This is a genomic window from Cobetia sp. PDI-12MA, from assembly GCF_059507695.1.
Genome location: NZ_CM183351.1, coordinates 3,765,002 through 3,783,690 on the forward strand (window position 1 = coordinate 3,765,002; position 18,689 = coordinate 3,783,690).

Annotated in this window: 15 protein-coding genes; 2 read left to right on the forward strand and 13 right to left on the reverse strand. The window is 61.7% G+C overall.

Translation table 11 applies throughout. The features are described 5' to 3' along the window. Positions 1-44: 44 nt before the first annotated feature. The 5 genes from ilvN to rluD form a co-directional block, all read right to left on the reverse strand. Positions 45-536, reverse strand: a complete 492-nt coding sequence (gene ilvN / locus AC5WNI_RS15900; RefSeq protein WP_043337227.1) for an acetolactate synthase small subunit — start codon at positions 534-536, stop codon at positions 45-47. After that, positions 536-2,260, reverse strand: coding sequence for an acetolactate synthase 3 large subunit (locus tag AC5WNI_RS15905; RefSeq protein ID WP_175090353.1), 1,725 nt, complete (start codon positions 2,258-2,260; stop codon positions 536-538). The genes ilvN and AC5WNI_RS15905 overlap by 1 nt, the downstream gene beginning before the upstream one ends. A 576-nt stretch (positions 2,261-2,836) precedes the next feature. Next, entirely contained in the window at positions 2,837-5,485 is a 2,649-nt protein-coding gene (gene clpB, locus AC5WNI_RS15910; RefSeq protein ID WP_175090352.1) for an ATP-dependent chaperone ClpB, read from the reverse strand. A gap of 307 nt (positions 5,486-5,792) precedes the next feature. Next, positions 5,793-6,569, reverse strand: coding sequence for a peptidoglycan editing factor PgeF (pgeF, locus tag AC5WNI_RS15915; protein ID WP_175090351.1), 777 nt, complete (start codon positions 6,567-6,569; stop codon positions 5,793-5,795). Positions 6,570-6,608: 39 nt separating this feature from the next. Beyond that, on the reverse strand, positions 6,609-7,562 hold the full coding sequence (gene rluD, locus AC5WNI_RS15920) for a 23S rRNA pseudouridine(1911/1915/1917) synthase RluD (RefSeq protein WP_054556942.1): 954 nt from the start codon (positions 7,560-7,562) through the stop codon (positions 6,609-6,611). A 94-nt stretch (positions 7,563-7,656) separates the two neighbouring features. On the opposite strand from rluD, the gene AC5WNI_RS15925 reads away from it, so the two are divergent. Next, entirely contained in the window at positions 7,657-8,460 is an 804-nt protein-coding gene (locus tag AC5WNI_RS15925) for an outer membrane protein assembly factor BamD (RefSeq protein ID WP_054556941.1), read from the forward strand. A 126-nt stretch (positions 8,461-8,586) separates the two neighbouring features. On the opposite strand, the gene AC5WNI_RS15930 is transcribed toward AC5WNI_RS15925, so the two are convergent. Continuing rightward, complete coding sequence (locus tag AC5WNI_RS15930; RefSeq protein WP_175090350.1) at positions 8,587-10,221, reverse strand: NAD+ synthase; 1,635 nt, start codon at positions 10,219-10,221, stop codon at positions 8,587-8,589. 180 nt (positions 10,222-10,401) lie between these two features. On the opposite strand from AC5WNI_RS15930, the gene AC5WNI_RS15935 reads away from it, so the two are divergent. Then, positions 10,402-10,665, forward strand: a complete 264-nt coding sequence (locus tag AC5WNI_RS15935) for a PP0621 family protein (protein WP_166020093.1) — start codon at positions 10,402-10,404, stop codon at positions 10,663-10,665. Positions 10,666-10,714: 49 nt separating this feature from the next. Here the strand turns inward: AC5WNI_RS15935 and thiO are convergent, their stop codons facing one another. From thiO to AC5WNI_RS15970, 7 genes are all read right to left on the reverse strand, one after another. After that, on the reverse strand, positions 10,715-11,860 hold the full coding sequence (thiO, locus tag AC5WNI_RS15940; RefSeq protein ID WP_175090349.1) for a glycine oxidase ThiO: 1,146 nt from the start codon (positions 11,858-11,860) through the stop codon (positions 10,715-10,717). Positions 11,861-11,992: 132 nt separating this feature from the next. Then, positions 11,993-12,448: a type IV pilin protein gene (locus tag AC5WNI_RS15945; protein WP_153636655.1), complete on the reverse strand. Its 456-nt coding sequence runs from the start codon at positions 12,446-12,448 to the stop codon at positions 11,993-11,995. A gap of 210 nt (positions 12,449-12,658) precedes the next feature. After that, a complete protein-coding gene (locus AC5WNI_RS15950) occupies positions 12,659-14,833 on the reverse strand; it encodes a pilus assembly protein (RefSeq protein ID WP_175090348.1) in 2,175 nt (724 codons plus the stop codon). A gap of 1,243 nt (positions 14,834-16,076) precedes the next feature. Continuing rightward, positions 16,077-16,616: a pilus assembly PilX family protein gene (locus AC5WNI_RS15955; protein WP_175090347.1), complete on the reverse strand. Its 540-nt coding sequence runs from the start codon at positions 16,614-16,616 to the stop codon at positions 16,077-16,079. After that, complete coding sequence (locus AC5WNI_RS15960; protein ID WP_175090346.1) at positions 16,613-17,614, reverse strand: PilW family protein; 1,002 nt, start codon at positions 17,612-17,614, stop codon at positions 16,613-16,615. The genes AC5WNI_RS15955 and AC5WNI_RS15960 overlap by 4 nt, the downstream gene beginning before the upstream one ends. After that, a complete protein-coding gene (locus AC5WNI_RS15965) occupies positions 17,614-18,120 on the reverse strand; it encodes a hypothetical protein (protein ID WP_153636659.1) in 507 nt (168 codons plus the stop codon). Before AC5WNI_RS15965 ends, AC5WNI_RS15960 begins: the two co-directional genes overlap by 1 nt. Continuing rightward, the gene (locus AC5WNI_RS15970) at positions 18,104-18,649 is read right to left on the reverse strand and encodes a GspH/FimT family pseudopilin (protein WP_175090345.1); all 546 of its coding nucleotides are present in this window, start codon (positions 18,647-18,649) and stop codon (positions 18,104-18,106) included. The genes AC5WNI_RS15965 and AC5WNI_RS15970 overlap by 17 nt, the downstream gene beginning before the upstream one ends. Positions 18,650-18,689 lie beyond the last annotated feature (40 nt).

Here is an 18,689-nt window from a genome sequence, read left to right on the forward strand (position 1 = left end):
CCCGAGGGGCGCCGTTCTTGACTTGCGTTTCCACCACCACCGTCTTACAGGCTCAATACCTTCTCACCGCGGGCAATGCCGGAGACACCGGTACGCGCCACTTCCAGCACGCCTACCGGCTGCATCGCCGCCAGGAAGGCATCCAGCTTGCCACCGTCGCCGGTGATCTGGATGGTGTAGAGGCTCGGCGTGATGTCGACGATCTGGGCACGGAAGATGTCCGCCGTGCGCTTGATCTCGTCACGCTGGGCACCCAACGCCTTGACCTTGACCAGCATCAGCTCGCGCTCGATGTGGCTACCCTCGGTGAGATCCACCAGCTTGACCACATCCACCAGCTTGTTGAGGTGCTTGGTGATCTGCTCGATGACGCGATCCTCGCCGACCGTGGTGACGGTCAGACGGGACAGGGTCGCGTCTTCGGTCGGGGCCACGTTGAGGGTCTCGATGTTGAAGTTGCGCTGTGAAAACAGGCCGACGACCCGTGACAGCGCGCCCGGTTCGTTTTCCATCAGAATGGAGATGATATGGCGCATCAGGTCCGCTCCGTCTTCGTAAGCAGCATGTCACGCATGGAGCCGAGAGGCACCTGCATCGGATAGACGTGTTCACGCGGGTCGACATAGATGTCGAGGAACACCAGCTCGTCCTTGTTGCGGAAGGCGTCTTCCAGCGCAGGCTCGAGCTCCTCCACCGTGTGCACCTTGATGGCCCGGAAGCCATAGGCGCCGGCCAGCTGCACGAAGTCAGGCAGCGACTCCATATAGGAATGCGAGTGACGGGACTTGTAGTTCAGGTCCTGCCACTGACGCACCATGCCCAGCGACTGGTTGTTGAGGTTGATGATCTTGACCCCGATCCCGTACTGCTTACAGGTCGAGAACTCCTGCATCATCATCTGGAAGCTGCCTTCACCGGTGAACAGCACCACATCGTCTTCCGGGTAGGACATCTTGATGCCCATGGCCGCCGGGAAGCCGAAGCCCATGGTGCCCAGACCACCGGAGGTGATCCAGCGGTTGGGGCGCTGGAACTTGTAGTACTGGGCGGCGAACATCTGGTGCTGACCGACATCAGTGGCGACGAAGGCTTCGCCACGCGTCGCACGGTGCACGGCTTCCACCACCTGCTGCGGCTTGAGCGGCTCGCCCGGGGCGGACGGCTCATACAGCTTGCCTTCACGCTCGGCACGCCAGCCATCGATCTGGGACCACCAGGCCTCCAGTGCGTCAGGATTGGCCAGCTCACGGCCCTGCACCAGGCTGATCATCTCGTTGATCACGGCATCGGCCGGACCGACGATCGGCACATCGGCGCGCACGGTCTTGGAGACCGAGCTCGGGTCGATGTCGACGTGGATGATCTTGGCCGTCGGGCAGAACTTCGAGGTGTTGTTGGTCACGCGGTCATCGAAGCGCGCACCGATGCAGATGATCAGATCGGCGTGGTGCATGGCATTGTTCGACTCGTAGGAGCCGTGCATGCCGGGCCAGCCCAGGCACTGCCGATCCCCCTGCGGGTAGGCACCGATGCCCATCAGCGAAGTGGTGATCGGGAAGTTGAGGCGGCGTACCAGATCAGTCAGCGCTTCGCTGGCACGCCCGGACACCACGCCACCACCGGTGAAGAACAGCGGGCGACGTGCCTTGAGCATCAATTCGACGGCTTTCTTGATCTGACCACTGTGGCCGCGGGTGACCGGGCTATAGGAGCGCATGCGTACCTTTTTGGGGTAGCTGTACTCATAGCGTTCGGTCGGGGCGGTCATGTCCTTCGGGATATCGATGACGACCGGCCCCGGGCGACCACTGGAAGCCAGATAGAAGGCCTTCTTGATCACCTCGGGAATCTCGCTCGGATGCTTGATCGAGAAGCTGTGCTTCACGATCGGGCGAGTCACACCGACGATGTCGGTTTCCTGGAAGGCGTCTTCACCGATCAGGTGACTGGCGACCTGGCCACACAGCACGACCATGGGAATCGAGTCCATGTAGGCCGTGGCGATACCGGTGACGGCATTGGTCGCGCCCGGGCCTGAGGTGACCAGCACCACACCCGGCTTGCCGGAGGCGCGCGCGTAACCATCGGCGGCGTGGGTCGCGGCCTGCTCGTGACGGACCAGAATGTGCTGGACCTTGTCCTGGCGGAACAGGGCGTCATAGATATGCAGCGCCGCTCCACCGGGGTAGCCGTAAATATATTCCACGCCCTCGTCGTGCAGGGCGCGGGCGATCATGTCAGCGCCGGAAAGCAATTCCACTTGGTTATTCTCCCCTGGAGGTCTCGAGTGCGTCCGGCGGCAATGCGCAAGCCGGATCGAGTGCGACCTGAATGTCGCTACCGCAGAAATTGCGGCACCTGATGCCAAACCCTGGCGTCTGCGGCCCGGTTAGGGCCTGCACTCTTGTCGCATCGGTTGGATGCGGTCGGGGCTGATGGCCGGTCGGTACGGTTGGCGTACCCGGACCGGCGTATCCTTTGACAGGCGGACAGCGACTCAGCGTCTGTCCTTCACGCGGCGCTTCGAGGGTCGCCCGAATGGCCGCGCCCGCAATCAGGAATGGTCAAGAGTCCAACAGCCGCAAGTGGCTGTCAACTCAACCTTACGCCAGTGTGCGCCGCCTGCGCCAAATGCCACACCGGTAACAACGAATCCGGCCATAAGCGTGCGCAAAACCTCACCAACAGCCATAAAATCGCAATTTTCTGCTTCGTGAATTTCAGCCTACCTCACGCTGGGTTGTCTATTTGCGTTCGGACGGCAGACACGAAAACGCCCCTCCGCAAGCGGAAGGGCGTTTTCGTCACGGTGGGGCGGCGCTCACGGGCACACGTTTCAGCGCGTGAAGGTCAGTTCCCCGCCCTCTTCGTCGACACGGATCACATCACCGGGCACGAAGTCGCCACCCAGCAGCGCCTGGGCCAGCGGGTTCTCGATACGACTCTGGATGGCGCGCTTGAGCGGACGAGCGCCATAGACCGGATCGAAGCCTGCCTTGGCCAGCAGCGCCATCGCGGCATCGGTGATATCGAAGCCGAGATCGCGATCGGCCAGACGCGCCTTGAGACGTTCAAGCTGGATGCCCGCGATGGAAGCAATCTGCGCCTGCCCCAGCGCGTGGAACACGACCACTTCGTCGATGCGGTTGATCAGCTCCGGTCGGAAGTGATTGCCGACGACTTCCATCACCGCCGTCTTCATGTCGTCGTACTGGAAGGCCGCCTTGCGCTCGGCACGCTCGTCGGCACTTTCCGTACTGCCATCGTCTTCCGCCAGCTCGCCATTGAGGCCGCTCATGCGCTGAATCATTTCCGAGCCCAGGTTGGAGGTCATCACGATCACGGTGTTGCGGAAATCGACGGTACGCCCCTGGCCATCGGTCAGACGGCCATCTTCCAGCACCTGCAGCAGGATGTTGAAGACATCCGGGTGTGCCTTCTCGACCTCGTCGAGCAGCAGCACGGAGTATGGCTTGCGGCGCACGGCCTCGGTCAGATAGCCGCCCTCTTCATACCCGACATAGCCGGGAGGCGCGCCGATCAAACGAGCCACGGAGTGCTTCTCCATGAACTCGGACATGTCGATGCGCACCATCGCCTCTTCGGTGTCGAACAGGAAGCTGGCCAGTGACTTGCAGAGCTCCGTCTTGCCGACGCCGGTCGGGCCAAGGAACAGGAAAGAGCCGTTGGGACGATTCGGATCCGACAGCCCCGCGCGTGAGCGACGCACCGCATTGGACACCGCGATCACCGCCTCGTCCTGACCGATCACCTTCTCGTGCAGCGCCTCTTCCATGCGCAGCAGCTTGTCACGCTCGCCTTCGAGCATCTTGGCGACCGGGATGCCGGTCCAGCGCGAGACGACCTCAGCAATCTCTTCCTCAGTGACATTGGAGCGCAGCAGCACGTGAGCAGAGGTATCCGCCTCGCCTTCGCCGGCTTCGCTGATCTGCTTCTCGAGCCCCGGGATCACGCCGTATTGCAGTTCCGACATACGGCTGAGGTCGCCGGCACGACGCGCCTGCTCCAGATCGATACGCGCCTGTTCCAGCTCCGCCTTGAACTGGGCCGCGCCCTGGATGCTGGACTTCTCGGCCTTCCAGACTTCATCGAGGTCGGCGTATTCACGCTCCAGCTCCGAGATCTGGTCCTCAAGCGCGCCGAGGCGCTTGAGCGCCGCCTCGTCGGTCTCCTTCTTGAGCGCTTCCCGCTCCATCTTGAGCTGGATCAGGCGGCGATCGAGACGGTCCATCTCCTCCGGCTTGGAATCCAGCTCCATGCGGATGCGTGACGCGGCTTCATCGATCAGATCGATCGCCTTGTCCGGCAGCTGGCGGTCCGTGATGTAACGCGAGGACAGGCGTGCAGCGGCGATGATGGCGCTGTCGGTGATGTCGACCCCGTGGTGTACCTCGTAGCGCTCCTTCAGGCCACGCAGGATGGCGATGGTGTCTTCCTCGCTGGGCTGGTCGACCTGCACCTTCTGGAAGCGGCGCTCGAGTGCGGCATCCTTCTCGATGTACTGGCGATACTCGTCAAGCGTGGTGGCACCGACACAGTGCAGCTCGCCGCGCGCCAGCGCCGGCTTGAGCATGTTGCCGGCGTCCATCGCGCCTTCGGCCTTGCCCGCGCCGACCATGGTGTGCAGCTCGTCGATGAACAGGATGACCTGGCCTTCTTCCTGCGCCAGCTCCTTCAGCACCGACTTGAGGCGCTCCTCGAATTCGCCGCGGAACTTGGCCCCCGCCAGCAACGAGCCCATGTCGAGAGACAGCACGCGCTTGTTCTTGAGACCTTCCGGCACCTCGCCATTGACGATACGGCTGGCCAGCCCCTCGACGATGGCGGTCTTGCCGACACCAGGTTCACCGATCAATACCGGGTTGTTCTTGGTGCGGCGCTGCAGCACCTGGATCGTGCGACGAATTTCCTCGTCACGCCCGATCACCGGATCGAGCTTGCCATCCCGTGCGCGTTCGGTGAGATCCAGGGTGTACTTGTTGAGCGCTTCGCGATTGTTCTCGGCATCGGCATCGCCCACGGCTTCGCCACCGCGCAGTGCATCGATGGCGGAGGTCAGGGCGGGCTTCTTGATGCCCGAGGAGGTGAACAGCTTGCCGAGATCACCGCCCAGCTCCAGCGCGGCCAACAGCGCGAGCTCGGAGGCGATGTATTGATCGCCGCGCTTCTGCGCTTCGCGATCGGCCAGATTCAGAAGCTTGCCGAGGGCCTGCGAGGGCGCGACATTGCCGTCGAACTGGGACACGGTCGGCAGGTCATCCAGCTGGCGCTTGAGACCACTCATCAGACTGGTGGCATCGCCGCCCGCCTTGTTGACCAGTGCCTTGAGACCGCCATCGCGGTCTTCAAGCAGGGCCAGCAGCAGATGCTGCGGGTGAATTTCATTGTGGCCTCGCCCGACGGCGAGCGACTGGGCATCCGCCAGAGCGTTCTGCAGCTTGCTGGTCAGTTTGTCGATGCGCATGGTGCTGTCTCCTGAGAGTCATGGCGGTACTCCTTTTCTCAGGAGCTTCGCCTGTAACTTTTCGTATCTGACTCTCAAGATGGGGACTGGCGCACGGCTTTCAAGGCAGGATTCGCCGCACTGCAGCATGTTGTGCCATTTGCCTGATCCAGGTCAGTTTCCCGCCCCGCCGGCCATCACCTTTGCCACACACAGAAACGCCCCGCCAACCTGGGACATCAGGTCAACGGGGCGTTTGTGGGTACTGAATGTCGAGCTTGTGGAATGCGCAGACCAGGCCCCTGGACAGTGATTTCTGCTCGGCGCCTCAGCGCAGCCAGATCACCGTGGCGAGGCGCCCGGTCACGCCATCATCACGCCGGTGGGAGTAGAAACGCGACTCCGAGGCGGTGCAGAAGTGGCCACCACTGACATGACCGACTCCGGCACGCTCGAGACGCAGACGTGCCAGCTTGTAGAGGTCGCACATGTAGTGACCAAGCCGGTAGGGACTGGCCTCGAAGGCATCATCGGCCTCAGGCAGGTCCGCGATGAAGGCATCATGCACCTCGGGGCCGACCTCGAACTGCGCATTGGAGATCGCCGGCCCCAGCCAGGCCATCAGCTCGCCGGGGTCATCGCCGAGACGCTCGATGGTAGCTTCCAGCACGCCTGCGACCAGCCCGCGCCAACCCGCATGTGCCACGCCGACACGCGTGCCCTGCCGATCACAGAACAGCACCGGCAGGCAGTCCGCCGTCATCACCACACAGGCCTGCCCGGTGCCGGTACTGATGCAGGCATCCGCCCGTGGCGGCGCATCCGGCCGGCCCTCGGCATGGCAGACATCGAAGGCATCCACCACCTGAGTGCCGTGCACCTGATCCAGCCACGCCAGCGGACGGCCGTCATCGACCTCCGCCGCGAGAAGCTCACGCACCTGCGCCACCATCGCCGGGTCATCCCCCACATGCAGCGCCGGATTGAAGCCGGCATACGGCCCCTGGCTGGGGCCGCTCTCACGCGTGGTCACGAAGGCCTGCACCGGGCTCGGCGCGGGCCAGTCCGGCAGTATCAGGGTCGGGCGTAGACTCTCGTCGTGCATAACCTCTCCTTGTGCGGCGTGTCGCGCGAGCCTGCCGCCTCAGCGAGCGATGTCTTCCTTGAGATAGTCGATCAGCACCAGCATGTCACCCGGCATCTCGGCGCGGAATTCGACTTCCTTGCCCGTGATCGGGTGGATGAAGGCGAGACGGCGGGCATGCAGTGCCTGACGCGGGAACTGGCGCAGCAGCTCCTTGAGCGGGTCACTGGCCCCCGGCGGCAGCTTCAGACGCCCGCCGTAGACCGGGTCTCCAACCAGCGGATAGCGCTGGTGCGCCATGTGCACGCGAATCTGGTGGGTACGCCCGGTTTCCAGCTTGCAGCGGATATGGGTGTGGCCCCGGAAACGTTCCACCACGCGGAAGTGGGTGACCGCCGGCTTGCCACTGTGGGTAACGGCCTGACGCTTGCGGTCCTTGGGGTGACGCCCGATGGGCGCATCCACGGTAGCACCGGAGGTCAACACGCCCGTGACGACGGCATCGTACTCGCGTGACACGGTACGGGCCTGCAGCTGCTCGACCAGGTCCGCCTGGGCGGTCAATGACTTGGCCACCACCATCAGTCCGCTGGTGTCCTTGTCGAGACGATGCACGATACCGGCACGCGGCATCATGGAATTGCCCGGACAATGATGCAGGATGGCGTTGAGCAGCGTGCCATCGTGGTTACCCGCGCCCGGGTGCACGACCATGCCATGCTCCTTGTTGATGACCAGCACGTCGTCATCTTCATAGACGATCTCGAGCTCGATATCTTCCGGCTCGTGGCTGACTTCTTCTTCAAGCTCGGCGGTCAGGGCCAGACGTTCACCGCCATAGACCTTCTCGCGAGGTTTTACGGCGGCACCGTCGAGGGTCAGCGCACCGGTCTTGATCCAGTGCTTGAGACGCTCGCGGGAATAGTCGGAGAAGATCTCGGCGCAGGCCTGATCAAGGCGCATGCCAATCATCGCCTCCGGGATCCGCTCTTCGCGGTTGATGGTGTCTGCCATATTGCTCTCTGAGGCCGTTTCGCACGAAAGGGCCTTTGCTTTATAGTGAGTGCGGATCGGCGGATTCTAGCATGCCCGCCATGGATTGCCCGAGATGAGGAAACCGATGCGCGCCCTTCCCTTGACTGCCCTCGCCCTGGCCAGCACCTTGCTGGCTGGCTGTGCGTCCAACGAGCCGGCACCGGATCTTCAGGAGCAGGACCTGTATCGTCAGGCCCAGGTTTCTCTGGATACCAGCCGCTTCAACTCCGCTGTGCAACAACTTGAAGCCCTGGATACTCGCTTCCCGTTCGGCAGCTACGCCGAACAGTCGCAGCTGGAGCTGATCTACGCCTATTACCAGGTCGACAACTGGGAGGCGGCACGCGCCGCGGCCAGCCGTTTCATTCGCCTGCACCCCGATCACCCGCAGGTCGATTATGCCTACTACATGCGTGGACTGGCAGCGTACAGCGCGGGCCGTTTCAGCCTGGAATCCCTCGATCTGATCGATATTTCCAAGCGTGACCTGGGCGCGACACGCGATGCCTACGTCGACTTCGGTGAGCTGGTACGTCGTTTCCCCAACAGCACCTACGCGGCAGATTCCCGTCAGCGCATCATCTATCTGCGCAACGTACTGGCACGCGGCGAGCTGCAGACAGCCGATTTCTACCTGCGCAAGCAGGCCTATCTGGCTGCCGTGAAGCGTGGTGAGTGGGTCATTGAGCACTACCCTAACACTCCTGCCACCCGCGACGCGCTGGCCGTGATGGTCGAGGGCTATCTGGGCCTCGGTCTGCGTGACCGTGCCAGCGAGACGCTCAAGGTGCTGATCCAGAATGATCCGGACAATGAACGTCTGGATGGCCGTACCTTCGAGCCGCGTTACGTGAAGGCTGACGACCTGACGGTCTGACGACTGGCAGGCAACACCATCGAAAAGCCCGTGATCATCGATCACGGGCTTTTTCGTGCTGCCAGCATGGCCAGAATCGTCGAATTCAGGCGCTTTCAGCGTCTTGCGAAAAGAATCCGCAATCCGTCATTCGCCAGCCACCCAGCCATTGACGATCGGGTAGCGACGATCACGCCCGAAGCCCCGCGGCGTGACACGCACGCCGACCGGTGCCTGACGACGCTTGTACTCGGTACGGTCGACCAGACGCACCACGCGATAGACATCCTCTTCCTCGAAGCCTGAGCGGATGATCGCCTCGGCACTCATGTCACCCTCGATGTAGTGGGTGAGAATCGCATCCAGGGTGTCGTAGTCCGGCAGCGAATCGCTGTCGAGCTGGTCTTCGGCGAGCTCGGCGGACGGCGGGCGCGTGATGACGCGCTCCGGGATCGCCGGGCCCATGGTGTTGCGCCAGTTGGCGAGACGGAACACCCAGCTCTTGTAGACATCCTTTAGCGCGTTGTAGCCGCCGACCATATCGCCGTAGAGCGTGGCGTAACCCACCGCCATCTCGCTCTTGTTGCCGGTGGTCAGCACCATCAGGCCCTTCTTGTTGGAGATGGCCATCAACAGCACGCCACGGCACCGCGACTGCAGATTCTCCTCGGTGGTGTCGCGCTCGCTGCCGGCGAAGCTCTCCGCCAGGGTCTCGGTGAAGGCCTCGACCATCGGCGCGATGGGCATCACCTCGTAATTCACACCCAGCAGCTTGGCCTGCTCGGCGGCGTCTTCCTTGGAGATGACCGCAGTGTAGTGATACGGCATCATCACGGCGTGCACGCGGTCCGCGCCCAGTGCATCAACGGCGATGGCCAGCGACAGGCCGGAATCGATGCCCCCGGAAAGCCCCAGCACCACACCCTTGAAGCCACTCTTGTTGACGTAGTCACGCAGCCCGGTGACCAGTGCACAGTAGAGTGACTCTTCCGGCGACAGCAGCTCGGCGATCTCGCCGCTCTGCGGCGCCCAGCTGCCACCTTCCTTCTTGAGGAACTGCACCGGCATCAGGCCGACATCCCACCACGGCGCCTGCACGCAGGTCTTGCCGTCGGCATCGATGGCGGCAGAGCCCCCGTCGAAGACCAGCTCATCCTGACCGCCGATCTGGTTGACGTAGACCAGCGGGCAATTGACCTCGGCTGCCCGCTCGGCGAACAGCTGATTGCGCTCGGCCGGCTTCTCCAGGTGATAGGGCGAGGCGTTGAGGCTGACGAGAATCTCGGCACCGGCATCCCGCGCCTGACGGACCGGCGTGCCGTCCCACAGGTCTTCACAGATGACGATGCCCAGACGGGCGCCGCGGCACTCGACCACACACGGCTCGGTGCCCGGCGTGAAGTAGCGCTGCTCATCGAAGACCTGATAGTTGGGCAAGGCCTGCTTGGCATACTCGGCGATCCACTCACCATCCTTGAGCACGCCGGCCAGGTTATAGCGCTTGCCGTCACGCATGCCGGGGTAGCCGACGATGACCATCACGCCCGGCGCGACTTTCTTCGCCATCTGGGCGCGCGCCTCCTCGAGGCGGGATTCCATGGACTCGCGCAGCAGCAGGTCTTCCGGCGGGTAGCCGGTCAGACACAACTCGGGCAGCACTACGACATCGGCCTTGTGCTCAAGACTCGCTTCACGCACCGATTCGATGGCACGCGCAGTGTTGCCGGGAATATCACCGACCAGCGGGTCGAGCTGGGCCATCACCAGAGTCAGATCTTGCATGCGGTAAGGATCTCTCGATTGGCGGTTCGATAAGGGGCCAGTACACTGTGGCCAGACATCTGGCTCAGATCACTGAGCCGTGCACCGGCCCACCTGTCATCATGTTGGCCGCCATTGTCCCGCAAGGTCGCGCCGCTGGCAAAAGCCACGCGCGCCGCCTCATCTGGGAGTCATATAGGAATGAGCCTGTTGATCATCCGTCTGCTGGTTTTCGTCGCCCTGTTCTGGGCCGGCCTGCGCCTTTACCGCATGTATCGCCAATGGAAGCTGAGTCAGGACAGCCACAATGACGGCCAACCTGCCGAGCGCGAAGCGCAGAACATGGTGCGCTGCGCCTACTGCGATCTGCATCTGCCGGAAAATGACGCCATCCGCCATGAGGCGCTGCATTTCTGCTGCCAGGAACACCAGCAGCACTTCCTCGACGAAGGACCGCGCAAATGATTCGCCACCGAGACGAGATGCTCGCTGGCGAACGACAACACACAATCCCTCAGGCCCAGCGGGTCTCGACGGCATCTGATGATGTATCCAGCGCAGCGATCTCGGCCAGCAGGGCCTCGGGCTGATAGGAGGCTGGGTCGATGATCGGTGTACGCCCGAGCAGTTGATCCGCCAGCAGGCGGGTCGAGGCCGGCGCCAGTACCAGCCCGTTGCGGTAATGGCCGGCATTGACGTGCAGGTGGCGGCGTTCAGGCACGGCACCGATGAAGGGCGTGCCGGTCGGCGAACCGGGGCGCAGTCCCGCCCAGTGGTGCTCGACCTCACACTGCGCCAGCGCGGGGATGATCTCGCAGGCGCTCTTGATCAGTGACTCGCGTGCCTCAAGGGTGGTCGCCTTGTCGAAACCGACCTCCTCCAGCGTCGAGCCGGCCACGATGCGACCATCGCCCCGCGGTATCACATAGCGCCCATTCTTGAGTACCACGCGCTCCACCAGCCCCTTGGGCGCCTTGAACAGCACCATCTGGCCGCGTACCGGCCGCACCGGCAGCGCAAGCCCCGCCTCACTCAGAATCTCTCGACTCCAGGCACCACCGCAGACCACGACCTGTCCGGCAGACAGCACCGAATTGGCGGTCTGTACGCCGATGGCGGTGTCGTCCTGCAGCAGAATGCCCTGCACCGCGACATTCTCCAGCAGGCGCACGCGCGGGTGAGCGTCGAGCGCGGCACGCAGTGACTTGCCCAGACGCGGATTGCGGATACTGCCCAGCGTCGGCATCCACAGCGCCGACTCGCAACCGGACGCGACCGCCGGAGCCTTGTCATAGACGAAGTCGGCGTCCACGCGCGTCAGCGGCTTGGCATATTCCCGGGACCAGGCCAGTGCCTGCTCGGCATCCTCGACATTCAGGTACAGCAGACCCTGCTGGCGATATTCGGGGTCGATACCGGTAGTCTCGATCAGGCGCTCGGCCAGCGTGGGATAGAAGCCTTCCGACCAGGCAGACAGGCGCGAGATCGGCGCGCTATAACGCCACGGATACAACGGCGAGACGATACCCCCGCCCGCCCATGACGCCTCACGCCCACACTGGCCTCGCTCGACCAGCGTGACCTCGGCCCCGCCATCTGCCAGCTCCAGCGCAGTCAGCATGCCGATCACGCCACCGCCTACCACCACAAAGTCATTCACGCCTGTTCGCTCCTGCCATCAGCCCGGGAAAGGGATCAAGAATACGCCGCCCGCAAGGTGGTGCAAGCGAGCCGCAGGCAATCCAGCATTGCGCCGAGTCTCCAGCATTGGCCATAGCCGAGCGCTTCACGGCTACCAGCAATCACCATCGCCGGTCGTGTCGCGGACACCGGTATTGGTAAGAGTCAGCGCGGGGCAGTCGGCATCGGCACTCTGAGGCGCCACCGCGGTCGCGATGAGCGTGAAGCGGGTCGTCGTGGCGCCATCCTCCAGGCTCAGGGTGTAATAGCCTTCCGGCGACTCGGTGGCACGTCCCAGCCCTTCCTCATCACAATCACTGTCGCCGGCGATGCTGGTCGCGTAGCCACCGCAACGCGCCATGTAGCGCTCCTGGGCCTGGGCCAATGACATCAGTGCCGCCTGCCCATCGGCACGACGCGAGCGGATTACCTGATCCTGATAGCTCGGGTAGGCGATCGCCGCGAGAATGCCGACGATGACGATCACGATCATGATCTCCGTCAGGGTGAAGCCTGAAGCGTACCGGCGCCGAGACAGACGCGAACGGGAAGAGAGAAGACTGGCCATGAAGTGCTTCCTTGAAGAACGTGAATGAAGGACTTGGGTGAAAGGCTAAGACGAAGGACTTGAGTGAAAGACCAAGGCGCAAGACTCGGCTAAAAGACTCCGGGCAAGCCTGCCTGAAGGAAGTAGACCTTGCTGAAAGGCAAGGCGCCGCCACCCGGGGGAAGGCGTGGCGGCGCAGCGTGTCATCCTGGCCTGATGTACGAGGCGGGCTCAGCGCAGTTGATACCAGGAGACACGGCCGGTGTCCGTCGAGCTGGATACGTTGAGATCATAGGACGAGACACCGCCCTCCTCGCTGCCCAGCGAACTGGTGCCCACGTAGACCGTATCGCCGACACTGACACTGGACGTCGGTGTGCCGCTCAACTTGACGCTGACGATGACATTGCCGACGGCGACGGTGTCATCAACGAGAGTGCCGACCAGGTCATCGGCGCTGAAGGCCTCATCCTGATTGAAATCGAAGATGGTCACATAGCTGCCTTCGCTATCGTCATAGGTCGGCAGGCCTGTCTCGGTATCCAGCGCGACCAGCCACCCACCGCCGGTACTTTCACAGAAGTTGGTTCCGGTACTGGACGTGCTGGTGGAGAAGACCACCAGGTTGGAGAGCAGATTGGCCGGCTCGACCAGCTCTTCCTGCTCGGAGGCATCCAGATCCAGATACCAGCCGAAGCGATCCGTGTCTTGATCCTCGAGCTGGCTGGGATAGTAGGCAAAGCTGTCGCCGCCAAGGGTCCGGCCTGTCAGCTCGCCGTTGGTGTAACTGCCGCTGACGAAGTTGCGTGCCTCAAGGTCACTGCGCGTCAGGCTGGTATGACTGCCGCCGGCATCCAGCACGGTGTAGAGGCTCTGGGTGACCCAGGCTTCGTCCTCGGCATCAGCGTACATGTCCTGCCCGGTTCCGAAGGACACCAGCAGGTTGGGCGAAGACATGGTCTGCGTGCCTCCGGAGTAACGGCTCAGCGTCGGCTTGACCGTGATCGGTTGCAACGCATCCGTCTGGCACTCCCCGCCAGTCAGGCTGGTAGCACAGGCCGTGAACAGGCGCGTGACACTCCACTTGCTGCTGTCGTCGTCACTGAGGTCAAACTTCCACAGTCGCCCCTGCAGGTCTCCGCCATAGGCGAAATCGACGGTGCCATTGCTGTCGAGGTCCGCGACCTGCAGGTTCGCCAGTCCGCCGGTCACCCCGCTGGGGGACAGCTTGGCGATCACGCCGCCGGCGTTGACGCCATCAAGCTCCAGCGCGAACAACGTCGGCGCAGCGTTCTCATCGGCCGTTTCCAGCCCATTGCCGACCAGCACCGCACTATCACCGTTGTTCAGTGACACGATATGCGCGCTGCCGTAGACATGCCCCATGTCATCATCGTCGCTGGCACCGAACTCCCAGCGCACCACATCATCTTCGTCGAAGTCTTCGCCTGCCACGGCCTTGGTGACATTCAGTGCGAACAGGCCGCGTCCACCGCCAGCGAGACCGGATACCAGCCACTCCTCACCATTCAGGCTGGCCAGACGCAGTTCACCGTCGACGTAGTAGCGATGCTGATAGCCCGGATCCGTCAGATACCCCAGCCCTGCGTCGTCCTCCTCGCTGTAGAGCAGCTCCGGAATGTAGGCAAACTGCTCGTTGCCGGTCTCGAGGTCGAAGGCATGCAGCATGCCGTCGTTGGCCCCGACGAAAACACTGCCCTGTGTCGTCGAGTCGTCACGAGTCACGACGACAGGCGATGAGCCGATGATGTCTCCCAGCTGGACGCCAGTGCGATTACGCAGACCATCACCTTCGTATTCATCGCTGCCCCGCAACCACTCGATCGCCGCCTTCACATGGTCATCGGTGGAGTTGCCACCGACCTCCATGCGCGCGAGATCGTTGCGCTGGCTGGAGCTCAAGCGACCCACGTTGTCGGTCGTGAACTCGACTCCATTGCCGCCGGACATGGTGAAGACCGTACGCGATTCAAGGCCATTCTCACCCTCCAATGCCTCACTCAGCTGGGTGGCAGCACTCCAGACTTGGTCGTCGTCCTCGACCTCCTTGCCCTCCTGGACCGACGAGGCCACCACGTCTCCCGTCCAGGTCGAGGCGGAATAGCGGCTCTCGACCAGTCGGCTGTCCGTCTCGACACTGGCCGTCGTCAGGTTGGTGGAGAGACCACTGACACTGTTGCCGACCGCGACGATCTCGGAGGCGATTGCCGCCAGCGCCGAGACGAGGTCCGTCGGGCTGGAGGCATTGAAGTAGGAGCCGCCGCCATCGATGGCGGCCTGTTCCAGGTCATCGATGGTGCTGGAGCTGCTCTCCAGAACACGCTTTTTATCACTCCATTCATCACTGTCTGAATCAACTCCAAATGCGACAGTGTAGGTCGTCATTATTTGATTTTCATAGGTGCCGCTCCCAAAATCAGGAAGCAAATCATTATTAGCATAATAATAGGCCACATCTGCCAAGGTAGTGCTACCAGCCTCAACATACTTATAGGAGAACCAAGAATAAACCAGGTTATACCATGACCTACCATCTTTATTAGCATCGCCTATAGTATCTTCGAGCTCAGATGATAAGGCTGTACTGCCTGAGTTCCAAAAACCATCTGTAACCAACACTGTGAAATTCTGTTGGCACATCCCTCCCTCGTCATTAGAGAGAATAGGAGAGTTACCTAAGGTTGGATAATTTCCCTTATAGTATTCACCTGCATGGTAAAGTGCTTCCCGCAAGGGTGTCCCACGATAGCTCGAACTGTCACTTATCTCCGTATCTACTATAGCCTTTTGGACCTCTTCTAGATGCTTGTTACCGCTATCACTTGTAGTCACTAACTCGACCACAACTCCTAAAACATTGGTCACTAACTCAACAATTTTATCGACTATATCATCAACAATAACTTTTTCTGACCCAGATCGCGGATTTATAGTCAAATAACCAGTGCGATAATCGGTACCAGACAATAGCTCCAAACTCGCGGCTTTACCTACGCTTAGTCGATTACGATAGTAAGTAAACCAATTTGCATAGTTAACTTTTTCTTCCTTAGAAAGAGTTGGGCTAGATATCATGACTTTCGTATTGCTTTTGCACCCCTGCCCAGTATAGTAACGAAAGTTAAGTTTCGGATCGGTCAAATCAACCACATTATCCCATGAACTTCCTTTACTGAAGTCAATCCATGCAGCAGTAGGATCCATGTTGTCATAACGTTCTTCAGACTTGCCTTTTTTCCAGGGAAGATAAGTCTGATCCGGGTCGTAGGCCTGCTTATTCTCTTCCGCACAAAAGAACTTATTATCCAAGTCCAGTGGCTGATAATCTCCACAAATCGTGCGATTACCCTTGGTCCAACAATCATTGTAAACCAGATCGTAAGACTGCTCAGACTCTCCACCCTCAAAAGTGTCTTCAAAAGACATCGAGCCCGAGTCATCCAGCACCAGCAGGACATTGGGGGTGACGCCGACGCTCTGGGTGGTGGGCAACTGGAGTAGCGTGTCGCTGTCTGCCAGCACGGGCAGGGTGACCATCATCAGTCCGCCTGACATCAGGGCTGGAAGGTGAAGACGACGCAAGCCGCTGCGGCGGGGTGAGTGCTTCGATTTCATCGATAGATTCCCTTCAATCGGCCATCATGATTTCGCTTTGCACCACTGCCAGTGCACGCTTCCTGCTATCAGGGTCACCAGCGCTCTCAAGACTCCAACCGGCGGCCGTGATGCGAAAGGCATTCAACAACTGACTGCTGCTCAGGTTATCGTCATTCAGCACGCCTTCCGTCGTCTCTCCGAGATACTCGATGACATAGTTGCCGTTGTCCGCCGCATCACCGCTCAAGACCCCCTCTCCCTCCCAGGCATCTGCCTGCAGAGGATCGAAGCCCAGCTCCTCCCCCGCCGTCACGTCGTAGAAGCCGTCCCCATCGAAATCATCCAGGGTCAGCTCCCCCTCGAGCAGACGACTCTCCGCCTGCTGCTGAAGGCTCTCGGCCTCCGCATAGGCGTTGTCATAGAACTGGGTATTCATCAACATGCGGGTCTGCAACTGGGTATCTTCATTGCCCGTCACCGCCATCACGCCCACCACGATCAGCATGATCAGCACGACCAGCAATGCCATGCCTTGCTGGCGCGGCGGACGGGGAGAACTCGACTGGTTCATAGACCGATATTCCTCGGGCTCAGAGTGATATCGAAGGTGCGTTGCAACTCCCCCCCCCCCTCTCCCTCGACATTGATCGTCGGCGGCGTCTTGAGGGTCAGGCGGATGTGGATCCGTCTGACGCTGCTCCAGTCGTTCGCGGCTTCCACTTCCGCCACGCTGCGCTCCACTGCAAAGCGACTCGCGCTACCGCTGCCGGAGGCCGTATCGAAGGTCAGGTCCAGTGCTTCGACGTATCGTGCCACTTCTTCGCCACACCCTGCTGCCGGATCGCCATCGACATCCTCGCCGTTCAGGCAGAGCCGAACGGGGGAGTCGTCATCGGCCTGTGACAGCAACAGGTACCAACGCTGCAGCGGATAGACATACGCCTGGGTCTGTATGGTGCCGCCATAGCCGTGCTCGACGGCGCTCGACAGCTCGAGCGAGTTGTTTCCATCACCCGAGAGGCGTGCAATGTCGCCGCTCTCACAGTCGCTGAGCAGCACGACGCTATCCGTTTCCAGCGTGCCGGAGGTGTAGTCCTCAAGGGTCAGCGAGGTATCGCCCTGGGCGACGCTCGCCCCGAGCTGCCAACCGCGCTGCGCTCCCAGCGCCGGTACCTGCAAGGCCAGACGGTCGTAGGTAATCCCCGCCACCGTGTCGGACTCGGCCGTCAGAGGAGAATCGGACAGCGCATGGCTGCCGGTACCATCACTGACACTGCTCACCGACGCACAGCCGGAAAAGCCGGCATTGCGCACCAATGGCTGCAGGCGGCGTGTGACATGGCGCGCAGACTCCTGCAGGTAAGACACGGCAGACGTGGTGTTGAGGGTAGAGCGCGAGGCCAGAAAGTATTCCAGCGCCATGGCGGAAATGAACAGTCCCAGCACCAGCGCCAGCATCAATTCGACCAGGCCGACGCCCTGCTGGGCACGCCGTGAGGGAATCGAGCGCGGCGCCCGAGGCGAGCGCGACGCGAAGGCTCGCAGCGGGAGGGAGGCTTTCGACGACATCAGGGCACCACTCGTATCTGTAGGGTCTCGCTCAATGCCTGAGCATCGGCGTCCATGCTGTCTTCGTTCTGCCCGAGCTGCGCGGCACCGCTCCAGCCGAGGGTCAGGGTGAGAAGGTCACTGCCGCTGCTGGCGATGGACCCGACTGGCGCGTTCAGACTGCTGTCCTCAAGCCTGTCCGCCCACACCGCCACATCACGGGCCGCTAGCTCGGCAACACTGCAGGGACAACCGCCCGGATTTCCTGCCCCCGCGGTGGAAAGCCCATCGTAGTCATCCACGCCATCGGGATTGGCCTGAATGCGCTCAGCCATGCTGACCAGGAGAATACGGGCTTCGGTACGCGCGTAACTCTCGTTGTTGGCCTGCAGACTTTCCATCTGCATGAGCCCGAACCCCAGCAATGTCAGCCCCATCAACAGCAGAGCGATCAACGCCTCCAGCAGGCTGGTACCTTGCTGGCCACCGCTTGCACGGGACACGCCAAGCTCAGCAACTCTGGTCATCGCTGCCATAAGTCTCCGTCAACACTCGTCCAATGGGAGTCAATTCAAGCTGGCGATGGCCCTGCCCGCCTGACTGATCGCAGATCAACAACCAGGTGGAATCAGAGGTCGCGCCCTGATCATCGAAAGTCACGCCGGCAACACCCGCCTGCACGGTGATGGCGGCATCAAACACGCGCAACAGGTCATCGCCCAGCGACGCCCGGGCCTCGGCCTGACTGCCCTGCACCACCGCCCAGCCATTGCTCCAGCTGGTGGAATTCATGCAGGCGTCACCCTGCGCATTCAGAGGGCAGAGCGTGATGTCGTTGCCGCTGGCCACCGCCTCGCTACGCGCATAGTTGATGGAAGACACGAGCGTCTCGGCCGTGCCGGTGACGGCGTTGCGCGCGACCACCCCCTGCCAGGCGGGGACGGCAACCGTGATCGTGATCACGAGAATGGCCAGCGTGATCATCAGCTCAATCAACGTGAAGCCTTGCTGGCGGCCCTGCTGACATCCATGCCGAAGTGCAGGAAAAAGCTGCATCGTCTTACCCCTGAAAGCCACGCAGACCAAAGCACCCTGC